Here is a 22559-nt window from a genome sequence, read left to right as displayed (position 1 = left end):
CGGGCCGTGGGGCGGCTCAGACGGCCTCGGCGGCCTCGGGCAGCCGGGAGGCGAGGAGGTCGGTCAGCCGGACCACCTCGGCCACGTCCCCGTATTCACGCGCGGCGGTGTCGACGGTCTTGCGGAGCCGGGTGTTCACCCGTTCGGACCGTACCTTTCTCGCCACGTCGAGCGCCTGGTCCACGAGGACGGTGGCCTGTTCCGGCTCGCGCTGGAGCAGGTGGACGGTGGCCATGCCGATGAGGTTCAGGGCGTACGAGCGCTGGTGCTCCCCGTCCTTGGAGAAGAGCTCCACGGCCCGTTCCATGACCGGTTCGGCGAGGGAGGCGTAGGTGGGGCTGCGGCCCGCGACGTAGGCGAGGTCGCGGTAGGAGTGCGAGTTCTCGCCGTTGAGCTCGGCCTCGGAGAAGAAGCGGATCCAGTCGGGTTCCGGCTCGGAGTCGAAGCCGACGTCGGAGAAGGTGTCCTCGGCCATCCGCACGGCCCGCTTGCAGCGGCTGGGCTGGCCCATGTTGGCGAAGGCCCGGGCCTCCATCGCGTACAGCATGGCCTGGGTGCGCGGTCCGGCGCAGTCGCGGCTGCCGTACTGGGCGAGGTGGATGAGCTCCAGGGCGTCCTCGGGGCGGCCCAGGTGGATCATCTGGCGGCTCATGCCGGACAGGATGTAGGAGCCCAGGGGCTTGTCCCCGGCCTCCTTGGCGGCGTGCAGCGCGAGGACGAAGTACTTCTGCGCGGTGGGGTGCAGGCCGATGTCGTAGCTCATCCATCCGGCGAGTTCGGCGAGTTCGGCGGCGACCTTGAACAGCCGCTTCATGACCGGGGCGGGGTGGCTCTCCTGGAGCAGGTCGGTGACCTCGTGGAGCTGGCCGACGACGGCCTTGCGGCGCAGTCCGCCGCCGCACTGGGCGTCCCACTGGCGGAACATCACGGTGGTGGCTTCGAGGAGGTCGAGCTCCGGCTCGGACAGCCGGGGCGGCCGGTGCCCGCCGAGCGCGCCCGACGGGCCGGCGTCGGGGCGCGGTCCGAGGTCGGCGGCCGGGGAGGGGACGAGCCAGCGCTGCATGGGCTCGATGAGGGCGGGGCCGGCGGAGAGGGCGAGGGAGGTCCCGAGGAAGCCGCGGCGGGCGAGCATCAGGTCGCTGCGGGAGAACTCGCTGAGCAGTTCCACGGTCTGCGGGCCGGCCCAGGGCAGGTCGACACCGGAGACGGAGGGGGTCTGGTGGGCGGTGCGCAGGCCGAGCTGTTCGATGGCGACGACGGAACCGAAGCGTTCGGAGAAGAGCTCCGAGAGGATCCGCGGGACGGGTTCGCGGGGCTGTTCGCCGTCGAGCCAGCGGCGCACGCGGGAGGTGTCGGTGCTGATGTGGTGGGCGCCCATCTGGCGCGCGCGGCGGTTGACCTGGCGGGCGAGTTCGCCCTTGGACCAGCCGCTGCGGACGAACCACGAGGTCAGCTGTTCGTTCCGGACAGCGGATTCGCCGCTCGCTCCGCTTGCGCCGTTGCCGCTCACTGGAACGCCCCCATCCGCATCGCCTCTTCACACGAAACCCTGGCGGGGGCGGCCGACTCCGCCAGGGACCTTCACAGGTCCTCCACCGATTGCCTCCGGCATACCCACGGTTGGGGTCCGCCGCACAGGTTCGTGCACCGAAAGTAATCCTACGATCACCCCGTCGGCGAGGTCGATTCCAGAAACGCCACCATTCGCCACCCCTTCGTATGAACTCACCACCGGCCAGGCGCGATTCACTTGACACCAAGGCGAAACGGCAGTGGTTGGACGGGAGTGCGCTCGGGGCGCGCGCGGCGAGGAGTGCGCCGGGCGGCTCCGGTGGACGGCGCGCTCCACCCGGCCTCCGACAGGTCTCGCCGACGTCGTAACCACCGGCGCGTCCGACCCGTTGGAGGGGGCATGGGCATGGGCTTCACGATCGGCGGCAGCCGCGGCACCAAGGAGTTCCGTTCCGGCGTCCGGCGCCGCGGACGGACCTCGGAGTGCACGACGGTGGCGGAGTACACCGGGCTCTGGGGCTGGGACGCGGTCCCCGGCGCCCGCGCCGCCGGTCCGGGCCGCGACTGCTCCTGCGGTCATACGAACTGCGGCGCGCCGGGGGCGCACCCCCTGGACTTCGCTCCGACCGTCCCGGGGGGCGCCACCCTGGACGAGGTCTCCGAGATCTGGGGCGAGTATCCGGGCGCGGCGGTGCTGCTCCCCGTCGGCCGCTCCTTCGACGTCATCGAGGTCTCCGCCGAGGCCGGGCGGCGCGCCCTGGTCCGGCTGGAGCGGATGGGCCTGCCGCTGGGGCCCGTGACGGCGACCCCGGACGGGCGGGCGCAGTTCTTCGTCGCCCCGGGCGCGGCCGCCGAGCTGCCCGAGCTGCTGTACCGGATGGGCTGGGACGACGCGGACCTGGACCTGCGCGCCCTGGGCCGCGGCGCCTTCCTCACCGCCCCGCCCTGCGACCACGCCGGCCTGGGCCCGGCCACCTGGCTGCGCGGGCCCGCGCTGGACAGTGCGGGCGGCCCCCCGCAGGCCCGGCTGCTGCTCGGCACCCTGGCCTACACCTGCCACCGCTTCCGCCGCTGACGGCCCCCGCCCACGGCAGTGCCCCCGGGTCCTGGACGGACGCGGGGGCACTGGTCTGCGTAAGGTCCTCCGGTGAGGTCCCGGTGCCTCAGTCGCCGATGAGGGCGTCCACGAACGCCTCGGGCTCGAAGGGGGCCAAATCGTCCGGGCCCTCGCCGAGGCCGACGAGCTTGACCGGGACGCCGAGCTCGCGCTGGACGGCGACGACGATGCCGCCCTTGGCGGTGCCGTCGAGCTTGGTGAGCACGATGCCGGTGATGTCCACGACCTCGGCGAAGACGCGCGCCTGGGTCAGGCCGTTCTGGCCGGTGGTGGCGTCCAGGACCAGCAGCACCTCGTCCAGCGGGCCGTGCTTCTCCACGACGCGCTTGACCTTGCCGAGCTCGTCCATGAGGCCGGTCTTGGTGTGCAGCCGGCCGGCGGTGTCGATGAGCACCACGTCGGCACCCTCGGCGATGCCCTCCTTGACCGCGTCGTAGGCGATGGAGGCCGGGTCGCCGCCCTCGGGGCCGCGGACGGTACGGGCGCCCACGCGCTCGCCCCAGGTCTGGAGCTGGTCGGCGGCGGCGGCGCGGAAGGTGTCGGCGGCGCCGAGCACCACGCTGCGGCCGTCGGCGACGAGGACCCGGGCGAGCTTGCCGGTGGTGGTGGTCTTGCCGGTGCCGTTGACGCCCACGACCATCACGACGCCCGGGGTGTCGGTGCCGCTCTCGGTCTTCACGGCGCGGTCGAAGTCGGTGCCGACCAGGGTCAGCAGCTCCTCCTTCAGCAGGGCGCGCAGCTCGGCGGGGGTGCGGGTGCCGAGCACCTTGACCCGCTCGCGGAGCCGCTCGACCAGTTCCTGCGTCGGCGCGACACCGACGTCGGCGATGAGGAGGGTCTCCTCGATCTCCTCCCAGGTGTCCTCGTCGAGGTGCTCGCGCGAGAGCAGCGTGAGCAGCCCCTTGCCGAGCGAGTTCTGCGAACGGGCGAGCCGCGCGCGGAGCCGGACCAGGCGGCCGGCGGTGGGCTCGGGCACCTCGATCTCGGGCGCGGCCGGAGCCTCCGGCTCGGCGACGGGCGCTTCGACGGCCTCGGGGGCCGCGGTCTCCGCCTCGGGGAGCACGACCTCCTCGATGGTCCGGCGCGGCTCTTCGACCGTCGGGGCGGAGTCCTCCCCCACCTGCGGTTCGGCGGGCGGGGCAGTGATGGTCGGCGTGCTCGGCGGCGCCGTGGGGGGCAGCTGCTTCTTCTTGCGGCTGCTGACCACGAGCCCGCTGATCGCGCCGACCGCGACCAGGGCGATGACTACGGCAAGGATGAGGATTTCCATAACCCGTCCAGTATCCGCCACGGCGGCCCCGGAGCCCGGACCTCGGCACTCGTACCGGGCCCTAAGCCCCTATTTATGCGATTCGGCGCAAATCTACGATGATGGACGACTTCCCGTCCTCGCACGCCCCACGGAGCAACCGCATGCCCGCCGAGCCCGCCACCGGCGCCATACCGGCCCAGACCACAGCCGAAGCCGCAACCGGAGCCGCAGCCGCAGCCGCAGCCGCCCAGGCCAGCGGCAGGAACGCCGCCGAGACCCGCGGGCTGGAGCCCGTGCCGGACGCCGAGCGCACCGGCCGGGTCCGCGAGCTGGTGCCCACCTGGGTCGCCGCGAACATCAGCGTGCTGCTCCTCACCATGGGTGCGGGCCTGGTCATCTTCAACAAGCTGAACATCTGGCAGGTGCTGGTCGTCGCGCTCGCCGCGCCCGTCGTCTCGTACGGGATCGTCGGCCTGATCTCCATCGCCGGCAAGCGCGGCGGGGCGCCGGGCATGGCGCTGTCGCGGGCCGTCTTCGGCCAGCGCGGCAACCTCTTCCCCGGCGCCCTGATCTGGGTGGCGCGCTGGGGCTGGGAGACCATCAACGCGGTCAGCGGCGCCTACGCCGTGCTGACCGTCCTGGACCTGCTCTTCGGCGTGAAGAGCAACACCGCCCTCGTGGTCGTGACCCTGCTGTTCTTCGTGGGCTGCACCTTCGTGGTCTCGGGGCTGGGCATCAACGCGCTGCGCGTCTGCTCGACGTGGTCGACGTACCTCTTCGGCGGCTTCAGCGTGCTCGTCCTCGGCTACCTGCTCTTCACCACCGACTGGTCGGCCGTCTTCGGCAAGCCGGCCGGCTCCACGGCGATGATGGTCGCGGGCATCGGCACCATCGCGGCGGGCGGCATCAGCTGGGTGCCGTCCGGCCCGGACTTCACCCGCTACCTGCCGCGCACCGCCTCGGCCAAGGGGATGGTCGGCGCGACGGTCGGCGGCGCGGGTGTGGTGGTCCTGCCGATGGTGCTGATGGGTGCGGTGATGGCCGTCGGCACGCCGGACCTGGCGAGCGCGCAGGACCCGGTCTCCTTCATCGGCGAGCTGCTGCCGACCTGGATCGCGGTGCCCTACCTGCTGATCGCCCTGATCGGGATGCTGCTGATCAACTCGATGTCGATGTACTCGGCCGGGTTCACCGCGCAGACCCTGGGCATCAAGGTGCCGCGCGCCTGGGCGGTCAGCGTCAACGCCATCATCAGCCTGGTCTTCGGCTTCCTGCTGATGGTGGTGGCGACCAGCTTCTTCGGCTCGTTCATCTCCTTCCTGACGCTGCTGGCCGTGGCCTTCTCCGCGTGGATCGGCGTCTTCGGCGTCGACATGCTGCGCCGGCCCTCCTACGACGGTGCCGCGCTGCTGGACACGACGCCGGGCAGCGCCTACTGGTACCGGGGCGGTTTCGCCTGGCAGGCGATGACGGCCTGGGGCGCGGCGCTGGTCGCGGGGCTGCTGTTCACCAAGGTGGACTGGTTCAGCGGGCCGCTGGCCTCCACCTGGATCGGCGAGAACGGCCTCGGCTGGGTGACCGGCATCCTGGTCTCCGCCGCGCTGTACGCCGTACTGCCGCGGACTCCGGCCCCGGCGGCGCCGGAGCCGGGCGCGGAGCGCGTCCCGGCCGGCACCCTGTCCAACTGACGCCGCGTCAGCTAACGTCCCCCCTCGCCCGACCGTCCGCATCCGGCGAAGGGGGACTTCCCATGCCCATCACCGTGGCCCGGTTCAACCTGATCGACCCCGACGGCACCCCCGCGACGCTGGCCGCCCGCTACCAGGCCGCGGTGGAGATGGCCCGGTACGCCGACGAGCACGGGATCGACACGATCCAGACCGAGGAGCACCACGGGACGGACAACAACTGGCTGCCCTCCCCCTTCGCGTTCGCCGGCGCCGTCCTCGGCGCGACCCGGCGGATCGCGGTCACCGTGTCGGCGATCATCGGCCCGCTGCACGACCCGCTGAAGGTGGCCGAGGACATCGCCGTGCTGGACCTGATCGGCGGCGGGCGGCTGGTGACCGTCGCGGGCATCGGCTACCGGCCCGAGGAGTACGAGCAGCACGGGGTGGAGTGGGGACGGCGCGGCCGGCTCCAGGACGAGCTGCTGGAGACCCTGCTGAAGGCCTGGACCGGCGAGCCCTTCGAGTTCCGCGGCCGCACCGTCAAGGTGACCCCGGTGCCCTTCACCCGGCCGCACCCGATGCTGCTGGTGGGCGGGAGTTCGAAGGCGGCGGCGCGGCGGGCGGCCCGGCTGGGGCTGCCGTTCTTCCCGAGCGCGCACCTGCCGGAACTGGAGGCGTACTACGCGGAGCGGCTCGCGGAGTACGGCACCGAGGGCTTCTGCATGATGCCGGCGCGTCAGACCCCGCTGCTGCACGTCTCGGAGGACCCGGAGCGGGCGTGGGCGCTCTACGGAAAGCACTTCCTGCACGAGGCGGGCATGTACGCCTCCTGGCAGTCCAAGGACATCCGCTCGGCGGTGCGGTCCGGCGCCCGCACGGTCGAGGAGCTGCGCGCCGAGGGCGTCTACCGGATCCTCGACCCGCAGGAGGCGGTGGCGTACGCGCGCGGAGCGGGCGAGGCGGGCAACCTCGTCCTGCACCCGCTGTGCGGCGGGATGCCGCTGGAGGAGGGGTGGCGCGGCCTGCGGCTGCTGTGCGAACGGGTACTGCCCCGGCTCAGGGACTGAGCCGGGGCAGCGCCGCGGAGAAGAAGGGGTGGTGGCGGGGGTTGGTTACCCCATCTCCTCCAACGCCTTGCCCTTGGTCTCCGGCACCCACTTGAGGATGAACGGGATCGAGAGCAGGGCGAAGACGGTGTAGATGACGTACGCGCCGGACAGGTTCCAGTCCGACAGGGTCGGGAAGGTGACGGTGATGGCCCAGTTGGCGACCCACTGGGCCGCGGCGGCCACGCCGAGCGCGGCGGCGCGGATCCGGTTGGGGAACATCTCGCCGAGCAGCACCCACACCACCACGCCCCAGGAGAGGGCGAAGAAGAGGACGAAGGCGTGCGCGGCGATCAGCGCGACGGTGCCCTGGGTGTCGGGCATGGAGATGTCGTCGCCGGTGCCGGTCTTGTACGAGAACGCCCAGGCGCAGAGGCCGAGGGAGACGGCCATGCCCGCCGAGCCGATCAGCGCGAGCGGCTTGCGGCCGATCCGGTCCACGAAGATCATCGCGATCACCGTGCCGATGATGTTGATGATCGACGTGGTGAAGGAGTACAGGAACGAACTGGTGGGGTCGATACCGACGGACTGCCACAGCGAGGAGCTGTAGTAGAAGATCACGTTGATGCCCACGAGCTGCTGGAAGACCGAGAGGCCGATGCCGACCCAGACGATGGGCAGCAGGCCGAAGCGGCCGCCGAGCAGGTCCTTGAAGGTGGACTTGTGCTCGGAACGCATGGCCGCCTCGATCTCGGCGACGCGGCCGTCCAGGTCGACCTTGGTCCCCTCGACCTCGGCCAGCACCTTGCGGGCCTCCTGGTTGCGCCCCGCGGAGATCAGGAAGCGGGGCGACTCGGGGATGACGAAGGACATCAGCCCGTAGAGCACGGCCGGGACCACCATCACGCCGAGCATCCACTGCCAGGCTTCGAGGCCGCCGATCTGCCCGCGCTGGTCGCCGTCGGCGAGGTTGAGGATGCCCCAGTTGACCAGCTGCGAGACGGCGATGCCGATGACGATGGCGGCCTGCTGGAAGGAGGCCAGCCGGCCGCGGTAGGCGGGCGGGGAGACCTCGGCGATGTAGGCGGGGCCGATGACGGAGGCCATGCCGATGCCGAAGCCGCCGACGACGCGCCACGCGGCGAGGTCCCAGAGCGCGAACGGAAGGGCCGAGCCGATGGCGCTCGCCGTGAAGAGGACGGCGGCGATCTGCATACAGCGGATGCGGCCGATCCGGTCGGCGATGCGGCCGGCGGTGGCGGCGCCGAGCGCGCAGCCGATCAGCGCGGCGGCGATCACCTGGGCGAGCGCGGCCGAACCGACGTCGAAGCGGTCGCGGATGGCGACGACCGCGCCGTTGATGACGGAGCTGTCGTAGCCGAAGAGGAATCCGCCCATGGCGGCGGCCGCGGTGATGAAGATGACGTGCCCGAGGTGGTCGGGCTGGGACGCTCGTCCGCCGCCGGGCGCCGGTTCCTGCGCAGTGCTGCTGGTCAAGGTGTGCTCCGTGGGGGGTTCTGTCCGTTCTCCTAGTGGCGCACAGGTCAAGATCGGGCACCACCGGAAGGCGGGAGGCAGCACAGAGCCTATGTGTTCATTTCCTGAAGTCAATAGCTGGTGTGAAGGTCGGATTAACTTCCGCAGGTCGGGCTTTGATTTCACTTCTTGAAGCTGTAGGGCTCAACGGAGGCGCTGGCTGATGACCTTCGAGACCCCGTCGCCCTGCATCGAGACGCCGTAGAGGGCGTCCGCGACCTCCATCGTCCGCTTCTGGTGCGTGATCACGATCAGCTGCGAGCTCTCCTGGAGCTCCTCCATGATGCGGATCAGCCGCTGGAGGTTGGTGTCGTCGAGCGCCGCCTCCACCTCGTCCATCACGTAGAACGGGCTGGGCCGGGCCTTGAAGATGGAGACCAGCAGCGCCACGGCCGTCAGCGACCGCTCGCCGCCGGACAGCAGCGACAGCCGCTTGACCTTCTTGCCCGGCGGCCGGGCCTCGACGTCCACGCCGGTGGCCAGCATGTCGTCCGGGTCGGTGAGCACCAGACGGCCTTCGCCGCCGGGGAACAGCCGCGAGAACACCCCCTCGAACTCCCGGGCCGTGTCCCGGTAGGCCTCGGTGAAGACCTGCTCGACCCGCTGGTCGACCTCCTTCACCACTTGAAGGAGGTCGGCACGGGTCTTCCGCAGGTCACCCAGCTGCTCACTGAGGAACCGGTGGCGCTCCTCCAGCGCCGCGAACTCCTCCAGCGCCAGCGGGTTGACCTTGCCCAGCTGCTGGTAGGCCCGCTCGGCCGCCTTGAGCCGCTTCTCCTGCCGGGCCCGGTCGAAGGGGCCCGGCCGGTTGCGGGGGTGCTCCGGGTCCTCCGGAAGCACCTCGCCCTCGGCCGGCGGGGACGGGGGCACCGGCTGGTCGGGCCCGTACTCCGCCACCAGGGCGGCGGGCTCCACGCCCAGCTCCTCCAGCGCCCGCGCCTCCAGCTGCTCGATCCGCAGCCGCTTCTCGGCGCCGAGCACCTCGCCCCGGTGCACGGAGTCGGTCAGCTTGTCGAGCTCGCCCTTGAGGTCGCGGCCCCGGCCGCGGGCCTCGCCGAGCTCCTGCTCAAGCAACCCCTTGGCGTGCTCGGCGGCCGAACGCTCCAGCTCCGCCCGGCCGATCGACACCTCCAGGTGCGCCAGCAGCTGCCGGGCCCCGTCGGCGACGGCCCGGCCCACCTCGGCCTCGTACCGCCGGCGCTGCCGGCGCCGCTCCGCGCGGGCCCGGGCCTCGCGCTCGGCGCGGGCGCCCCGGTCGAGCGCGTCGGCCCGGCCGGCCAGGCCCTTGACCCGCTCCTCGTGCGTACGCAGCTGGAGGCGGGCCTCCATCTCGGTCTGCCGCGCGTTCGCCCCGTCGGCGGAGAGCCGGTCCCGGGCCGAGGTGTCGGGCTCCTGCGCCAGCGGCGTCTCCTCCGCGACCGCGAGCCGCTCCGCGCACTCCTCCACGTCGAGCCGCGCGCGTTCGAGGGCCTCCTGGGCGGTGGCCGCCGCCCGGGCACTGCGCTCGGCCTCGCCCTGGGCGCCCTTCGCCTGCCCGGCGAGCCGGCCGAGCTGCTGGGCGGCCCCGGCGCGGGCCTTCTCCCCGGCCCGGCGCAGCTCCGCCAGCTCCTCGGCGCGGGCCGCCGCGCCGTCGCGGCGCTGCCGGGCCGCCTCCTCGGCCCCGGCCAGCTCCCGGCACTCGCCGTCCAGCCGCTCCAGTTCCGCCGCCGCCTCGTCGACGGCGGCCCGGACCTCGATGAGGCTGGGCGCGCCCGCGGAGCCGCCGTGTGCGAGGTGGGCGCCGAGCACGTCCCCGTCGGCGGTGACCGCGACCAGGTCCGGCCGCGCGGCGACGACCGCCTCGGCCTCCTCCAGGCTCCCGACCACGACGTGGTCCCGCAGCACCCATGCCACGGCCCGCCGCACCTCCTCAGCCCCCCGCACGAGCGAGGCGGCCTCCGGGTACGCGGCCCCGACGGCCACTCCCGCCCCGCCGGCCGCGCCCTCCAGCCCCTCCAGCCCCGCCGGCGCCTGAGGCGCGGGGTCCGGGGCGGGCCCCCGCCCGCGGGGAAGCCGCTGATCAGCATGGGGGGAAGGGGCGGGGTGGGGGGCTTCCGCCCCCTGGGCCTGGCCGGGCAGCGCGGCGCCGCCCGGGGCCACGGGGCCCTGCTCGGGGATCGCAGCACCGGCGGCACCGGCGATCAGGAACGTGGCCCGCCCCGCGTCGGCGTCCCGCAGGTGCCGGATGGCTCCGGCGGCCGCCCCCGCCGAGGCGACCGCCACCGCGTCGGCGGCAGCCCCCAGCGCGGCGGCGACGGCGACCTCGTACCCCGGCACCACCGACACCCGCTCCGCCGCCGGCCCCAGCACCCCCGCCAGCCGCTCCCGCACCGCGAGCAGCGCCCCGGTCCCGTCCTTGCGCCGCAGCCCCAGCGCGAGCGCCTCCCGCCGCGCCGACACCGCCGCGCGGGACCGTTCCGCCGCGCCCAGCGCCTCCCGGGCGGCGCCGAGCGCGGCCTCCGCCCCGGTCAGCTCGGCCTTCGCCGCCTCGTACTCCCCCTCCACCGAGGGATCTTCGAGCCCGCCGACCTCCGCGGCCAGTTCCTCGTACTCCTCGCGGGCCGCCACCGCCCGGGCCTGCGCCTCGTCCCGGGCCGCCACGAGCCGCTCGATCTCGGCCTGCGCGGCGCCCGCGCGCGAGCGGGCCGCCCCCAGCCGGCCGGTCAGCCGGGCCAGCTCCTCGCGCCGGTCGGCGATGGCCCGCGCGGCCTCCCGCAGCCGCCGCTCCTCCTGCGCGAGGGCCCGCTCCAGCTCGGCCCGGTGCGCGGCGGTGTCCTCCAGGGCCCGCTCGGCCGCCTCCAGCGCCGCGGTCAGCTCCGCCTCCTGCTCCCGGATCCGCGCGGCCTCCCGCTCCAGGTCCTCGGGGTCGCGGCCGCGCCGCTCCTCCTCCACCGGCGCGGACGCGCTCCTGACCCGGGCCTCGGCCAGCGAGGCGGTGCCGCGCACCCGCTCGGCGAGCTGCGACAGCTCGTACCAGGTCTGCTGGGCCCGCTGGAGCCGCGGCGCGAGGCGGCGTACCGATTCCTCCAGCTCGGCCTCCCGGCGCAGCGCGCCGGCGAGGTCCCGTTCCGCGGCCTCCTTGCGCTCCTTGAGCGCGGCCTCGTCCGCGATCTCCGCCTCCAGCGCGCCCCGCAGCGCCACCAGGTCGTCGGCGAGCAGCCGCAGCTTCGCGTCGCGCAGGTCGGCCTGGATCACGGCGGCCCGGCGGGCCACCGCCGCCTGCCGGCCCAGGGGCTTGAGCTGGCGGCGGAGTTCGTCGGCCAGGTCCTGCACCCGCGCGAGGTTGGCCTGCATCGCGTCGAGCTTGCGCAGCGCCTTCTCCTTGCGCTTGCGGTGCTTCAGTACGCCCGCGGCCTCCTCGATGAAGGCGCGGCGGCCCGTGGGGTCGGCGTGCAGGACGGAGTCGAGCTGTCCCTGTCCGACGATGACGTGCATCTCGCGGCCGATGCCGGAGTCGGAGAGCAGCTCCTGGATGTCGAGGAGCCGGCAGGTGTCACCGTTGATCTGGTACTCGCTGCTGCCGCCGCGGAACATGATCCGCGTGATGGTGACCTCGGCGTAGTCGATGGGCAGGGCGCCGTCGGAGTTGTCGATGGTGAGGGAGACCTCGGCCCGTCCCAGCGGCGGGCGTCCCGTGGTGCCCGCGAAGATGACGTCTTCCATCTTCCCGCCGCGCAGGGACTTGGCTCCCTGTTCCCCCATGACCCAGGAGAGCGCGTCCACCACGTTGGACTTGCCGGATCCGTTCGGTCCGACGACGCAGGTGATCCCCGGTTCGAAGCGCAGGGTGGTGGCGGAGGCGAAGGATTTGAAGCCACGCAGGGTCAGGGACTTGAGGTGCACGCCGCCGGACTCTACCTTTCACGTTCGGTTTCACCCATGAAGGTGCAGGGCACATCAGACGTTAAAGGAATCAGCCCCCCACCTGGCCCAACGCGTGTCGCGTGCGGCGGAAAGAAAGAAGGGACGCCGAGGCGTCCCTTGCAGATCATTCGGGGCTGGAGTCGAACGACGGTGAGAGCGGATCAGGTGAGCGCAGGCTCCGCCTGGGGTACGTCGATCTCAATGCTGTCCAGCAGCGACTCTCCGTGCTGAGCGGCGGCCGCGGTCAGCGCGTCGTTCTCGGACTGGATCCGTCCGAGCTCGGACTCGAGGTCCTGGACGCGCTGCTGAAGCCGTCGCATCTCGGCGAGGAGTCGCGGGTCGGAACCGCCGACGTAACCGAGAAGCGCCTTTGCCATGATGGATGGTCCTCCACACTGAGTGACCGACCGAAGCGGTGTGGGTCGTGAGGGAATCGCACCCGCGGATGTCCGGCAACGACAGTCAGTCACTGCGCTTACTGCTACCACCACTGCCAAACAGCTCGGGTGCGCGGGGCTTCCAGCGTCTCACCAAAAAGTTTGACGGTCAACACGATCACGCCCCGTATCGGCGGGCGGCCCGGTCCGCGCTGGGGGCGGAGGGATCATCCTCGCCTCCGAGCCTTCCACGGATCCACCGCCGCGGCAACGCGTCGGCGGCGAATGCGCAGATCCGACCGGGTGCGGACGTTCCGGGGGTCTGATCAGTCCATGATCAGTCGATTGGTCACCGGATCTCGAAGCCGTCGTAGCCACCGCGCGGTGTGCCCCAGATCTCTGTCACCCCGTCCACTCGTCCGGGCGTGTCGGCGGAGCGGAGCCAGTCCAGCAGCCGGTGGCAATTCTCACGTTGACCTTCCGCCACGACCTGCACTCGCCCGTCGTCGAGGTTGAGCGCGAAGCCGGCCATCCCTCCGATCTCCAGGGCATTGGCCCTGGTGAACCAGCGGAAGCCCACTCCCTGTACACGGCCGCGCACCCAGGCGGTCATGCGCACGTCTTCATCCATGCAAGAACGCTAACCGGGCAAAGGGTTCCGGGACCCATCGCCCCCCTTGTCCCATGGGCTACAGTCCCCCACCAATGACTCACCCTTTCGGGTGAGCAAACGTTGATCTTGCAAAGGGAAGGCACGGCACCCATGGGACGCCACCGACTCCACGCCGCACCCCGGCGCGGCGCCAAGCGCACCGCCGTGCGCACCGGGCTGCTCGGCGCGTCCGTGGCCGTGGCCCTCGGCACGGCGGCCGTGACGACCGGTTTCGTCCCGGTCGGCGGCTCCTTCCCGTACGTCGGCACGGGTGCCGGGGAGAGGACGGAGGCCCGGGCCGAGCCCTCGGCCGCCGCCTCCCCCGAGCCGGCCGGGCAGCCGAACGGTCTGGCCAACCTGTCGGGCCGGGCCTCCGCCGCCGCCCCGCAGACCGGCACCTCCTCCGCCACGCCCTCCCCGTCCGTGTCGCCCTCCCCGTTCGCGTCGCCCTCCCCTTCAGGGTCGCCCTCGGCGTCCCCGTCGCCCGCGGCCTCCACGAAGGCCCCCGACAAGGCGCCGGAGAAGGCCCCGGACAAGGCCCCGCAGACGAGCGCCGCACCCAAGCCCGCCGCACCCAAGCCGCCGACGGCCCCCAAGCCCGCCGCTCCGACGGCCGACGGCGGGCAGTCCGCCGAGGAGGCCGAGGTCCTCGCGCTCGTGAACCAGGAGCGCGCCCAGGCCGGGTGCGTACCGGTCCGGGCGAACCCGCCGCTCGCGGCGCTGGCCGGCGCCTTCAGCAAGGACATGGCGGTACGGGGCTTCTTCGACCACACCGACCCGGACGGGAACTCGCCGTGGCAGCGGGCCCAGAACGCGGGCATCTCCGGCATGGGCGGCGAGAACATCGCGCGCGGCCAGGGAGACGCGAAGTCCGTGATGCAGGCCTGGATGAACAGCCCCGGCCACAAGGCGAACATCCTCAACTGCGAATTCCGCACCCTGGGCGTCGGCGTCTGGTTCGGCTCCGGCGGCCCCTGGTGGACCCAGGACTTCGGCTTCTGACGGGGCCGCACCCGGTGCGCGTACGCGGACGGGCGGACCACCCGAGGGTGGTCCGCCCGTCCGCGTAGGCGCGGGTGGCGCGGGGGCGCGGCCGTCAGGCTCCGGCCGCCGCCAGGGCGGCACGGCCCGCGACGATCACGCGGGCGTGCTCGGCGACGCGCCGGCCCAGGTGCTCGGCGGTGGCGATGTCGGACTTGTGGACGGCGTCCGGGCCCTCGTCGTTGTTGGTCTGGGCGGCCGCGCCGGAGGAGAAGCCGAGGCGGTTGAGGTCGGTCTCGGCACCGCCGCTGTGGTTCCAGCCCGGCTTCAGGCCCAGGCTGACCCAGCTCATGCCGTGCTGGGCGGCCAGGATCTGGAAGAACTGCAGGGTGTTCAGCTTGTCGCCGGCCTTGGAGCCCGAGTTGGTGAAGCCCGCCGCGACCTTGTCCTGCCACACGTCGCCGAACCAGCGCTTCGAGGAGGCCTCGGCGAAGACGTGGAAGGCGCCCGACGCGGTGCCCATGTAGGTCGGGGAGCCGAAGATGATCGCGTCCGACTCGTCCAGCAGCGCCCATTCGGCGTCGGTGATCTCGTCGACCTTGATCAGGTGCACCGTGGCGCCCGTGTCGGCGGCGCCGGCCCGAACGGCCTCGGCGACCACGGCGGTGTGCCCGTAGCCGGAGTGGTAGGCGACGGAGACGACGGGGGTGTGGGTGTTCGCGGACATGACTGTTCTCCTCGAAACGTCGGGCGGCGCAGTGCGACCGGGGCGCAGGACTGCGCTGGAGCAAGAGAAGCACTAACTTTTGGAAAGCGCAAGCAGAAAGTTAGCGCTGCCCGGGAGTACGCTTGTGTCATGGAGAACCCCGCCTGTCCCGAAGCCGTCACGGCCGACCTGCCGTTCGACGTCTTCGCGCGCGCCTGCCCCTCGCGCGAAACCCTGGAACACGTCACCGGCCGGTGGGGCAGCCTCACCGTGGGCGCGCTGCGCGAGGGCCCCTGCCGGTTCAACGAGCTGCGCCGCCGGATCGACGGTGTGAGCGAGAAGATGCTCTCCCAGACGCTGCACGCCCTGGAGCGCGACGGGATCGTGCTGCGCGAGGCGCAGCCGACCAACCCGCCCCGCGTCGACTACGAGCTGACCCCGCTGGGGCGCGAGGTCGCCGACCGCCTGCGCGCCCTGATCGACCTGCTGGAGACCAGCATGGACGAGGTGCTCGCCTCCCGGGAGGCCTACGACACGGCGCGCGGCGGCCTCTGACAGCGCGGGCAGAAGTAGCTGGACCGGTTCATCCAGGCCCGGCGGCTCATCGGCGTGCCGCAGCGGCGGCAGGGCCGGCCCTCGCGCCCGTAGGCGTCGAGCGACCGGTCGAAGTAGCCGGACTCGCCGTTCACGTTGACGTACAGACTGTCGAAGCTGGTCCCGCCGACGTCGAGCGCGGCGTTCATGACCTCCCGCACGTGCGTGAGGAGTTCCGCGCTCCGGGGGCGGGTCAGGCTCGCGGTGGGGCGCTCGTAGTGCAGCCGGGCGCGCCACAGCGCCTCGTCGGCGTAGATGTTGCCGACCCCGCTGATCAGCGACTGGTCCAGCAGGGCCCGCTTGACGGTGGTGCGCTTGGCGCGCAGCGCCAGGTGGTAGGCCCCTTCGTCGAAGAGGGGGTCCAGCGGGTCGCGGGCGATGTGCGCGATCACGTCCGGCAGGCCCTCGGCGCTGCCGGGGACGGTCTCGTGCAGCGAGAGCCCGCCGAAGGTGCGCTGGTCGACGAAGCGCAGTTCGGTGCCCGTGTCGTCGGCGAAGCGCAGCCGGATCCGCAGGTGCTTCTCGTCGGGGGCGTCGGCCGGCTGCACCAGCAGCTGCCCGCTCATCCCGAGGTGGCCGAGGACGGACAGGTCCCGGCCCTCCAGCGGCAGCCACAGGTACTTCCCGCGCCGCCGCGGCACCCCGATGGTCTGGCCCGCCAGGCGCGCCGCGAAGTCGGGGCCGCCGGCCAGGTGCCGGCGTACGGCCCGGGGGTGGAGCACCTCCACCGCCGCGACGGTCCGCCCGGCCACCCACCGCTCCAGGCCGCGCCGTACCACTTCCACCTCGGGCAGCTCGGGCATGGTGTTCCTCCTGGAGGGGGCGCGGCGTCGAACAGGAAACCCCGCCGCACCGGGGTGCGACGGGGTCACTGTAGAAGAAGCCGGTCAGGCCTCCGGCGCCGGGTCGGCGGGCGTCGGCGCCCCGTCGCCCTGTGCCGGAGCGGCGGCGGCAGCGGCTTCCGCCGCCTTGCGCTCGTCCGCCGCGGTGCGGATGCCGCGCCAGGCGGATTCCGCGGCCTGCTGCTCCGCCTCCTTCTTGCTGCGGCCGGTACCGGTGCCGTACGAGACACCACCGACGCGGGCGGCAGCGGTGAAGGTCTTCTCGTGGTCCGGTCCCGTCTCGGTGACCAGGTATTCCGGTACACCGAGACCCTCGGCCGCCGTGAGCTCCTGGAGACTGGTCTTCCAGTCCAGGCCGGCACCGAGGTTGGAGGACTTCTCGATGAGCGGGTCGAAGAGCCGGTGGACCAGCTCCGAGGCCGCGTCGAGGCCCTTGTCGAGATAGACCGCGCCGATCACCGCTTCAAGGGTGTCGGCGAGGATGGAGGCCTTGTCCCGGCCACCCGTGCCCTCTTCGCCCCGGCCGAGCCGGATGAAGGAGCCGAGTTCGAGGCCGCGCCCGACCTCCGCCAGCGCACGAGAGTTGACCACCGCGGCCCGCAGTTTGGCCAGCTGGCCTTCCGGCAGGTCGGGGTGGGTCGTGTACAGCGTGTCCGTGACCACCAGGCCGAGCACGGAGTCCCCGAGGAACTCCAGGCGTTCGTTGGTGGGCAGGCCGCCGTTCTCGTACGCGTACGAACGGTGGGTCAGCGCACGCACCAGAAGGGCGGACTCGAGTTGGTACCCGAGCCGCCCTTCCAGAAGCGTGTGGGACGAGGCCGCGTTGTTACTGTCTGCCTGCTTCTCAGCGTTGGACAGCTCAGACATTGCGCCTCTCACCAGCCGCTCAGACCTCGAGGACCTGGCGCTTGTTGTAGGTGCCGCAGCTCGGGCACGCGATGTGCTGGAGCTTCGGCTCCTGGCAACGCTCACACGAAACCAGGGTGGGGACCGCAGCCTTCCACTGCGACCGGCGGTGGCGCGTGTTGCTGCGCGACATCTTCCGCTTCGGAACAGCCACGGCTACTTCTCCTGCTTCTCGGCGGCGCTCTGAACGTCGTCAGATGCAGTGCCGCTCATGTTGTCCTTCTCGTCGTCCTGATCGGTCACGACGAGTTCCTGCAATGCCGCCCAACGGATGTCGACGGCGTCGTGGTGGTGCTCCGGGTCGTCGTTCAGGCTGAGCCCGCAGTCGGGGCACAGTCCGAGACAGTCCTCCCGGCACACCGGCTGCATCGGCAGTGCGAGCACCACCGCATCGCGCAGCACGGGTTCGAGGTCGAACAAGCCGTCCTCGAGGTGGAGCGTGTCCTCGTCGTCCTCGGCGTCGTCGGCCGGCTCCGCCTTGGGGCGGCCCCGGTCGTCGGCGTCAGGGTACGAGAACATCTCCTGGAAGTCCGCCTTGAGCTCGCGCTCGACGGTCTCCAGACACCTTACGCACTCCCCCGTCGCCGATGCACGGACGGTGCCTGTGACAAGCACCCCTTCCATGACCGACTCGAGGCGGAGGTTGAGCTTCAGCGGCGCGCCTTCCGGCACTCCGATGACGTCGACGAGACCGAGGTCCGCCGGCGCCGGGATCTCGCGGGACAGCCGCTGCATGGCACCAGGACGCCGTCCCAGCTCGTGCGTGTCGAACACGAGGGGGTTGCGGTGGTCGAGGCGGGTGTTCAGGGCCGTTCCTGCTTTCACAGATCGCTGAAGATCAAAGATTCCGCCGCTCACGGGCAGCATGGATCGCGACGCATACGCGCGACCGAAGAGCCAGGATACCCGGCGCTTCGCTCTGAGCCCAATCCGGGCTCAGCGCCCCTGTCCGTACTGGTGGAGCTGTTCCAGGTTGATCATGCTCGTGTCGAAGAAGCTGGTCTCGTCGAGCGCCGGCCGCTGGGGGTGCTGGGGCTGCTGCTGGGGCTGCTGCTGGTAGAAGGCGTACGGGTCGGGCTGCTGCTGGTAGCCGCCGTACGGGTCCGGCTGCTGGGGGTAGCCCGCGTACGGGTCCTGGTACGCGTAGCCGTCCTGCTGGGGGTGGGCGGCGGGCTGCGCCGGGTACGCCGCCGCGTAGCCGTCGTACACCGGCTCCGGCTGGGCGGGCAGCGGCACGGGCACGGGGCCGGGGTCCGCCAGGCCGGCCAGGAACTCCGCGTCGCTGGACGGGCGGGCCCCCCGGGCCCCGGCGGCGTCCTGGGCCGCCATGTGGGCCCCGAGGTCGTCCGCGGGCGCCCGGCCCAGGAGCTTCTGGCGTCCCCGGCCGACGGCCTCCAGGGTCTTGGACAGCACCGCCTCGAAGGTGGCGAGCTTCTGGTCCACGTACGCGTCCGCCTGCTCGCGCCGGGTCTGCGGGTCGGCGCTGGGCTCGGGGGCGCCGCTGTCGTCGCGGCCGTGCTCGTCCGTGCCGGGGCCCCGGCCGAGCAGCTTCTCCCGGCCGCGGTCCACGGAGCCGATGGTCTTGCTGAGCACGACCTCGAAGTTGGCGAGCTTGCTGTCGACGTAGTCGTCGGCCTCGGCCCGGATCTCGGCGGCCTCCCGGCGGGCCTCGGCCAGGATCCGGTCCGCCTCGCCCTGCGCGTGGCGGGCGATCTCGGTGCCGGAGATCAGCGATCCCCGCTCGGCGTGGGCGGACTCGATGATGCGCCGGGCCTCCCGGCGGGCGTCCTCGACCATCTGTTCCCGGCCGCCGATGAGTTCCCGGGCCTGGGCGAGCGAGCCCGGCAGGGCCTCCCGCAGCTCTTCGAGCCGGGCGAGGAGTTCCGCGCGGTTGATCACGCAGGAGGCGGACATCGGCATGGTGCGGGCTCCGCCCACGGCCGCGACGATCTCGTCCAGCTTCTTCTGTACGTCCATGGGGGGCTCGCGCTCTCTCGGCCTAGGACTGACGAGAGACGACTGTAGGGCCCCCGGACGGACGCGCGGGACGGGCCGGGGAAGACCGGCCCGTCCCGCGCCGGGTCACTTCGCGCGCAGCCGTTCGACCAGTGCCGCGTGGACGTGCGCGGGGAGCAGGTGGGCCACGTCGCCGCCCCAGGTGGCGACCTCCTTGACCAGGGAGGACGACAGGAAGCTGTAGGTCGGGATGGTGGGGACGAACAGCGTTTCGACGCCCGACAGTCCCATGTTCATCTGGGCCATCTGGAGCTCGTAGTCGAAGTCGCTGACGGCGCGCAGGCCCTTGACGATGGCCGGGATGTCGCGCTGCTTGCAGAAGTCGACCAGCAGCCCGTGGAAGGACTCGACCTCGACGTTGCCGTAGTCGGCGGTCGCCTCGCGGATCATGTCGATCCGCTCCTCGATGGTGAACAGGCCCTGCTTGGACTTGTTGATCATCACGGCGACGTGCACGACGTCGTACAGCCGGGCGGCGCGTCCGATGACGTCGAGGTGCCCGTTGTGGATGGGGTCGAACGATCCCGGACAGACGGCGCGGCGCAACTGAGCTCCCTCGTTCATGAGTCTTCGCTGGTGAAGGCGGCGCGACCGTACCAAAGGGTGCCTTCGCCGTACTTGCGCGAACGCAGCGGCTCGAACCCCTCCGGCCACGGGAACGGACCGCTCCTCGTGCTGCGCTCCACCGTGACGAGCGCGTCGTCCGTGAGCCAGCCATTGGCGCGGAGTGTGAGGAGGATCTCGCCGAGCTCGGCGTGCTCGACGGCGTACGGCGGGTCGAGGAAGACGATGTCGTACGGGTCCCCGGGCGCGGCGGCGGCCACGACCTGCTCGGCCTTGCCGGCCCGGAAATCGGCGCCGGGCAGGCCCAGGGTCCTGATGTTGTCCCGGATGGCCTTGGCGGCCTTGGCGTCGGCCTCGACCAGCAGGGTGTGGGCGGCGCCCCGGGAGAGGGCCTCCAGGCCGACGGCGCCGGAGCCGCCGTAGAGGTCGAGGACGCGGGAGCCGTCGACGCCGTGCAGGGACTCCCAGGTGGAGAAGAGCCCTTCGCGCATCCGGTCGGAGGTCGGGCGGGTGCCGGTGCCGGGCGGCACGGACAGCCGCCGCCCGCCGGCGGTGCCGGCGATCACGCGGGTCATCTGGGGTCCTTCGCTGGGGCGGTCGGGGGGAGGCCCTGGCCTCCGTTCTGGCCTCCAACGATAGGTCGTGCGCCTCAGCCCTTCTCCAGGTACTGCTCCCGCTCGGCGTCCAGCAGGGCGTCGAGCGCGGTGCGCAGCCCGGGCAGGTGCTCCAGCTCGGGGTCGGCGGCGACGACGCGGGCGGCCTCCTCCCGGGCCTGGGCGATGACCTCCTCGTCGTCGATGACGGCGAGCATCCGCAGCGAGGAGCGGACGCCGGACTGGGCCTGGCCGAGGACGTCGCCCTCGCGGCGCTGTTCCAGGTCGATCCGGGAGAGTTCGAAGCCGTCGAGGGTGGCGGCGACGGCGGCGAGCCGGGCCCGGGCGGGGCTGGCCTCGTGCATCTCGCTGACCAGCAGGCACAGGCCCGGGGCGGAGCCCCGGCCGACGCGGCCGCGCAGCTGGTGGAGCTGGGAGACGCCGAAGCGGTCCGCGTCCATGATCACCATGACGGTGGAGTTGGGGACGTTCACGCCGACCTCGATGACGGTGGTGGCGACCAGCACCTTGACCTCGCCGGCGGCGAAGCGGCGCATCACGTCGTCCTTGTCGGCGGGGTCCATCCGCCCGTGCAGGACCTCGACGGACAGTCCGGCGAGGGGGCCCCGGGTGAGCTGTTCGGCGATGTCCAGCACGGCCAGCGGCGGCCGCTTCTCGGCCTCGTCCTCGGCGGAGGCCTTCTTCTTGTTCCCGGGGTCGTCCTCACCGTCGCCGATCCGCGGGCAGACCACGTACGCCTGGTGGCCGTTCTCCACCTCCTCGCGGACCCGCTCCCAGGCCCGGGCGAGGAAGTGCGGCTTGTCCTTGGCGGGCACGACGTGGGTGGCGATCGGGGAGCGCCCCGCGGGCAGCTGGTCGAGGACGGAGGTCTCCAGGTCGCCGAAGACGGTCATGGCGACGGTGCGCGGGATCGGGGTGGCGGTCATGACGAGCAGGTGCGGCGGCTGCTTGCCCTTGGAGCGCAGGGCGTCGCGCTGTTCGACGCCGAAGCGGTGCTGTTCGTCGACGACGACCAGGCCGAGGTCGTGGAACTGCACCTTGTCCTCGATCAGGGCGTGCGTGCCGATGACGAGGCCGGCCTCTCCGGTGACCAGGTCGAGCAGGGCCTGGCGGCGGGCGGCGGTGCCCATGGAGCCGGTGAGCAGGACCACCTTGGTGCCCCGGTCGGAGCCGCCGAGCATGCCGCCCTCGGCGAGTTCGCCCATCATCTCGGTGATCGACCGGTGGTGCTGCTGGGCGAGCACCTCGGTGGGCGCGAGCATCGCGGCCTGCCCGCCGGAGTCGACGACGGCGAGCATGGCGCGCAGGGCCACCATCGTCTTGCCGGAGCCGACCTCGCCCTGGAGGAGGCGGTGCATGGGGTGGCTGGTGGCGAGGTCGTCGAAGATCTCCTTGGAGACCTTCTGCTGGCCCTCGGTGAGGGTGAAGGGCAGTTTGGCGTCGAAGGCGTCGAGGAGGCCGCCGGGGGCGGCGCGGCGGGCGACGGCGGGGAGCTGGGAGTCCGCGTGGCGGCGGCGGGCCAGGGCGACCTGGAGGACGAAGGCCTCGTCCCACTTCAGGCGCTGGCGGGCGTCCTCGATGTCGGCCTTGGTGGCGGGGCGGTGGATCTTGAGGAGCGCCTCGGGGAGCGGGACGAGCCCGCGGCCCTCGCGCAGGGCGGGCGGGAGCGGGTCCACGGCCTCCTGGGCGCGGGGCAGTACCGCGTCCACGCACTTGGCGATCTTCCAGGACTCCAGCTTGGCGCAGGCCGGGTAGATCGGGATCAGCTGGTTGGCGAAGGCGGTGGCCGCGTCCCGGTCGGAGGCCTCGGCGCCGAGGGGTTCGTACGCGGGGTGCGCGAGCTGGAGCTTGTGGTTGAAGCGGGAGACCTTGCCGGCGAACATGGCGCGGCTGCCGGGCAGCAGCTCCTTGTGCGGCTTGTGGACGCCGGCGCCGAAGAAGACCAGCTGGAGGCGGCCGCTGCCGTCGGTGATGGTGACTTCGAGGCGCTTCCCGCCGCCGCGGCCGCCGTGGTAGGTGAGCAGGCGGGCGTCGGCGACCTGGGCGACGACGGTGACGTGTTCGTCGAGCTGGTCGGCGAGGTCCGCCAGCGAGGTCAGCTCGCCGCGCTCGGCGTACCGCCGGGGGTAGTGGTGGAGCAGGTCCAGGGCCGTGTGCAGGCCGAGCTGCTCGGCCAGCACCTTGGCGGTGGCGGGGCCGAGGGTCTTCTTGAGGTCTTCGTCGAGCGCGGGCACGTGTTCCATTGCACACCATCGCGCTGACAAGGCG

20 protein-coding genes are annotated in these 22559 nt (G+C 72.4%); 5 read left to right on the top strand and 15 right to left on the bottom strand.

From position 1 onward, the window contains the following. Positions 1-16: 16 nt before the first annotated feature. The gene (locus D1J60_RS25400; protein ID WP_125594847.1) at positions 17-1510 is read right to left on the bottom strand and encodes a hypothetical protein; all 1494 of its coding nucleotides are present in this window, start codon (positions 1508-1510) and stop codon (positions 17-19) included. Positions 1511-1918: 408 nt separating this feature from the next. Between D1J60_RS25400 and D1J60_RS25395 the strand changes: the two genes are divergently transcribed. Beyond that, positions 1919-2587 carry a bifunctional DNA primase/polymerase gene (locus D1J60_RS25395; RefSeq protein WP_007266816.1) on the top strand — a complete coding sequence of 223 codons (669 nt, stop codon included), beginning with the start codon at positions 1919-1921 and terminating at the stop codon, positions 2585-2587. A gap of 88 nt (positions 2588-2675) precedes the next feature. Here D1J60_RS25395 and ftsY read toward each other — a convergent pair whose 3' ends face one another. Continuing rightward, on the bottom strand, positions 2676-3899 hold the full coding sequence (gene ftsY, locus D1J60_RS25390) for a signal recognition particle-docking protein FtsY (RefSeq protein WP_125594848.1): 1224 nt from the start codon (positions 3897-3899) through the stop codon (positions 2676-2678). Positions 3900-4042: 143 nt separating this feature from the next. On the opposite strand from ftsY, the gene D1J60_RS25385 reads away from it, so the two are divergent. Both D1J60_RS25385 and D1J60_RS25380 read left to right on the top strand, forming a co-directional pair. Beyond that, positions 4043-5569: a cytosine permease gene (locus D1J60_RS25385; protein ID WP_241253392.1), complete on the top strand. Its 1527-nt coding sequence runs from the start codon at positions 4043-4045 to the stop codon at positions 5567-5569. 62 nt (positions 5570-5631) lie between these two features. After that, a complete protein-coding gene (locus D1J60_RS25380) occupies positions 5632-6618 on the top strand; it encodes an LLM class flavin-dependent oxidoreductase (protein ID WP_125822632.1) in 987 nt (328 codons plus the stop codon). Positions 6619-6663: 45 nt separating this feature from the next. On the opposite strand, the gene D1J60_RS25375 is transcribed toward D1J60_RS25380, so the two are convergent. From D1J60_RS25375 to D1J60_RS25360, 4 genes are all read right to left on the bottom strand, one after another. Beyond that, positions 6664-8097 (bottom strand): sugar porter family MFS transporter, encoded by a 1434-nt coding sequence (locus D1J60_RS25375; RefSeq protein WP_125822631.1) that lies wholly within the window; start codon positions 8095-8097, stop codon positions 6664-6666. Positions 8098-8280: 183 nt separating this feature from the next. Beyond that, on the bottom strand, positions 8281-12018 hold the full coding sequence (locus D1J60_RS25370; RefSeq protein ID WP_125822630.1) for an AAA family ATPase: 3738 nt from the start codon (positions 12016-12018) through the stop codon (positions 8281-8283). Positions 12019-12200: 182 nt separating this feature from the next. Beyond that, entirely contained in the window at positions 12201-12416 is a 216-nt protein-coding gene (locus D1J60_RS25365) for a hypothetical protein (protein WP_125605129.1), read from the bottom strand. 349 nt (positions 12417-12765) lie between these two features. Next, positions 12766-13047 carry an acylphosphatase gene (locus D1J60_RS25360; protein ID WP_007266807.1) on the bottom strand — a complete coding sequence of 94 codons (282 nt, stop codon included), beginning with the start codon at positions 13045-13047 and terminating at the stop codon, positions 12766-12768. Between the two features lie 132 nt (positions 13048-13179). Here D1J60_RS25360 and D1J60_RS25355 point away from each other — a divergent pair, with 132 nt between their 5' ends. Continuing rightward, on the top strand, positions 13180-14070 hold the full coding sequence (locus D1J60_RS25355) for a CAP domain-containing protein (RefSeq protein ID WP_125822629.1): 891 nt from the start codon (positions 13180-13182) through the stop codon (positions 14068-14070). Positions 14071-14164: 94 nt separating this feature from the next. On the opposite strand, the gene D1J60_RS25350 is transcribed toward D1J60_RS25355, so the two are convergent. Beyond that, positions 14165-14776 (bottom strand): flavodoxin family protein, encoded by a 612-nt coding sequence (locus D1J60_RS25350; RefSeq protein WP_125594591.1) that lies wholly within the window; start codon positions 14774-14776, stop codon positions 14165-14167. Between the two features lie 129 nt (positions 14777-14905). On the opposite strand from D1J60_RS25350, the gene D1J60_RS25345 reads away from it, so the two are divergent. Beyond that, positions 14906-15310, top strand: a complete 405-nt coding sequence (locus D1J60_RS25345) for a helix-turn-helix domain-containing protein (protein WP_125594590.1) — start codon at positions 14906-14908, stop codon at positions 15308-15310. On the opposite strand, the gene mutM is transcribed toward D1J60_RS25345, so the two are convergent. The 8 genes from mutM to recG all read right to left on the bottom strand — a co-directional run bounded on the left by mutM (position 15283) and on the right by recG (position 22534). Beyond that, on the bottom strand, positions 15283-16152 hold the full coding sequence (mutM, locus tag D1J60_RS25340) for a bifunctional DNA-formamidopyrimidine glycosylase/DNA-(apurinic or apyrimidinic site) lyase (protein ID WP_125822628.1): 870 nt from the start codon (positions 16150-16152) through the stop codon (positions 15283-15285). The genes D1J60_RS25345 and mutM overlap by 28 nt on opposite strands. 84 nt (positions 16153-16236) lie before the next feature. Then, a complete protein-coding gene (gene rnc, locus D1J60_RS25335) occupies positions 16237-17058 on the bottom strand; it encodes a ribonuclease III (protein WP_125594588.1) in 822 nt (273 codons plus the stop codon). A gap of 19 nt (positions 17059-17077) precedes the next feature. After that, positions 17078-17251, bottom strand: a complete 174-nt coding sequence (gene rpmF, locus D1J60_RS25330; protein WP_003965982.1) for a 50S ribosomal protein L32 — start codon at positions 17249-17251, stop codon at positions 17078-17080. 2 nt (positions 17252-17253) lie between these two features. Beyond that, entirely contained in the window at positions 17254-17904 is a 651-nt protein-coding gene (locus tag D1J60_RS25325; RefSeq protein ID WP_241253604.1) for a DUF177 domain-containing protein, read from the bottom strand. Positions 17905-18033: 129 nt separating this feature from the next. Then, a complete protein-coding gene (locus D1J60_RS25320) occupies positions 18034-19074 on the bottom strand; it encodes a cell division initiation protein (RefSeq protein WP_125822627.1) in 1041 nt (346 codons plus the stop codon). A gap of 105 nt (positions 19075-19179) precedes the next feature. Further along, positions 19180-19659 carry a pantetheine-phosphate adenylyltransferase gene (gene coaD, locus D1J60_RS25315; RefSeq protein WP_185899221.1) on the bottom strand — a complete coding sequence of 160 codons (480 nt, stop codon included), beginning with the start codon at positions 19657-19659 and terminating at the stop codon, positions 19180-19182. Positions 19660-19673: 14 nt separating this feature from the next. Next, positions 19674-20252 (bottom strand): 16S rRNA (guanine(966)-N(2))-methyltransferase RsmD, encoded by a 579-nt coding sequence (gene rsmD, locus D1J60_RS25310; RefSeq protein WP_125822626.1) that lies wholly within the window; start codon positions 20250-20252, stop codon positions 19674-19676. Between the two features lie 74 nt (positions 20253-20326). Continuing rightward, positions 20327-22534, bottom strand: a complete 2208-nt coding sequence (recG, locus tag D1J60_RS25305; protein WP_125822625.1) for an ATP-dependent DNA helicase RecG — start codon at positions 22532-22534, stop codon at positions 20327-20329. Positions 22535-22559 lie beyond the last annotated feature (25 nt).

Origin of the sequence: Streptomyces sp. W1SF4, assembly GCF_003950035.1 — a bacterium.
Lineage (GTDB): Bacteria > Actinomycetota > Actinomycetes > Streptomycetales > Streptomycetaceae > Streptomyces > Streptomyces racemochromogenes.
This window is presented reverse-complemented; position numbering and strand designations above follow the sequence as displayed.

What these genes read in the sequence shown, in the direction of transcription:
- D1J60_RS25395 (WP_007266816.1), top strand. Translation starts at nt 1,919, where the DNA reads ATGGGCTTCACGATCGGCGGCAGCCGCGGCACCAAGGAGTTCCGTTCC.
- ftsY (WP_125594848.1), bottom strand. Translation starts at nt 3,899, where the DNA reads ATGGAAATCCTCATCCTTGCCGTAGTCATCGCCCTGGTCGCGGTCGGC.
- D1J60_RS25385 (WP_241253392.1), top strand. Translation starts at nt 4,043, where the DNA reads ATGCCCGCCGAGCCCGCCACCGGCGCCATACCGGCCCAGACCACAGCC.
- D1J60_RS25380 (WP_125822632.1), top strand. Translation starts at nt 5,632, where the DNA reads ATGCCCATCACCGTGGCCCGGTTCAACCTGATCGACCCCGACGGCACC.
- D1J60_RS25365 (WP_125605129.1), bottom strand. Translation starts at nt 12,416, where the DNA reads ATGGCAAAGGCGCTTCTCGGTTACGTCGGCGGTTCCGACCCGCGACTC.
- D1J60_RS25360 (WP_007266807.1), bottom strand. Translation starts at nt 13,047, where the DNA reads ATGGATGAAGACGTGCGCATGACCGCCTGGGTGCGCGGCCGTGTACAG.
- D1J60_RS25355 (WP_125822629.1), top strand. Translation starts at nt 13,180, where the DNA reads ATGGGACGCCACCGACTCCACGCCGCACCCCGGCGCGGCGCCAAGCGC.
- D1J60_RS25350 (WP_125594591.1), bottom strand. Translation starts at nt 14,776, where the DNA reads ATGTCCGCGAACACCCACACCCCCGTCGTCTCCGTCGCCTACCACTCC.
- D1J60_RS25345 (WP_125594590.1), top strand. Translation starts at nt 14,906, where the DNA reads ATGGAGAACCCCGCCTGTCCCGAAGCCGTCACGGCCGACCTGCCGTTC.
- mutM (WP_125822628.1), bottom strand. Translation starts at nt 16,152, where the DNA reads ATGCCCGAGCTGCCCGAGGTGGAAGTGGTACGGCGCGGCCTGGAGCGG.
- rnc (WP_125594588.1), bottom strand. Translation starts at nt 17,058, where the DNA reads ATGTCTGAGCTGTCCAACGCTGAGAAGCAGGCAGACAGTAACAACGCG.
- D1J60_RS25320 (WP_125822627.1), bottom strand. Translation starts at nt 19,074, where the DNA reads ATGGACGTACAGAAGAAGCTGGACGAGATCGTCGCGGCCGTGGGCGGA.
- rsmD (WP_125822626.1), bottom strand. Translation starts at nt 20,252, where the DNA reads ATGACCCGCGTGATCGCCGGCACCGCCGGCGGGCGGCGGCTGTCCGTG.
- recG (WP_125822625.1), bottom strand. Translation starts at nt 22,534, where the DNA reads ATGGAACACGTGCCCGCGCTCGACGAAGACCTCAAGAAGACCCTCGGC.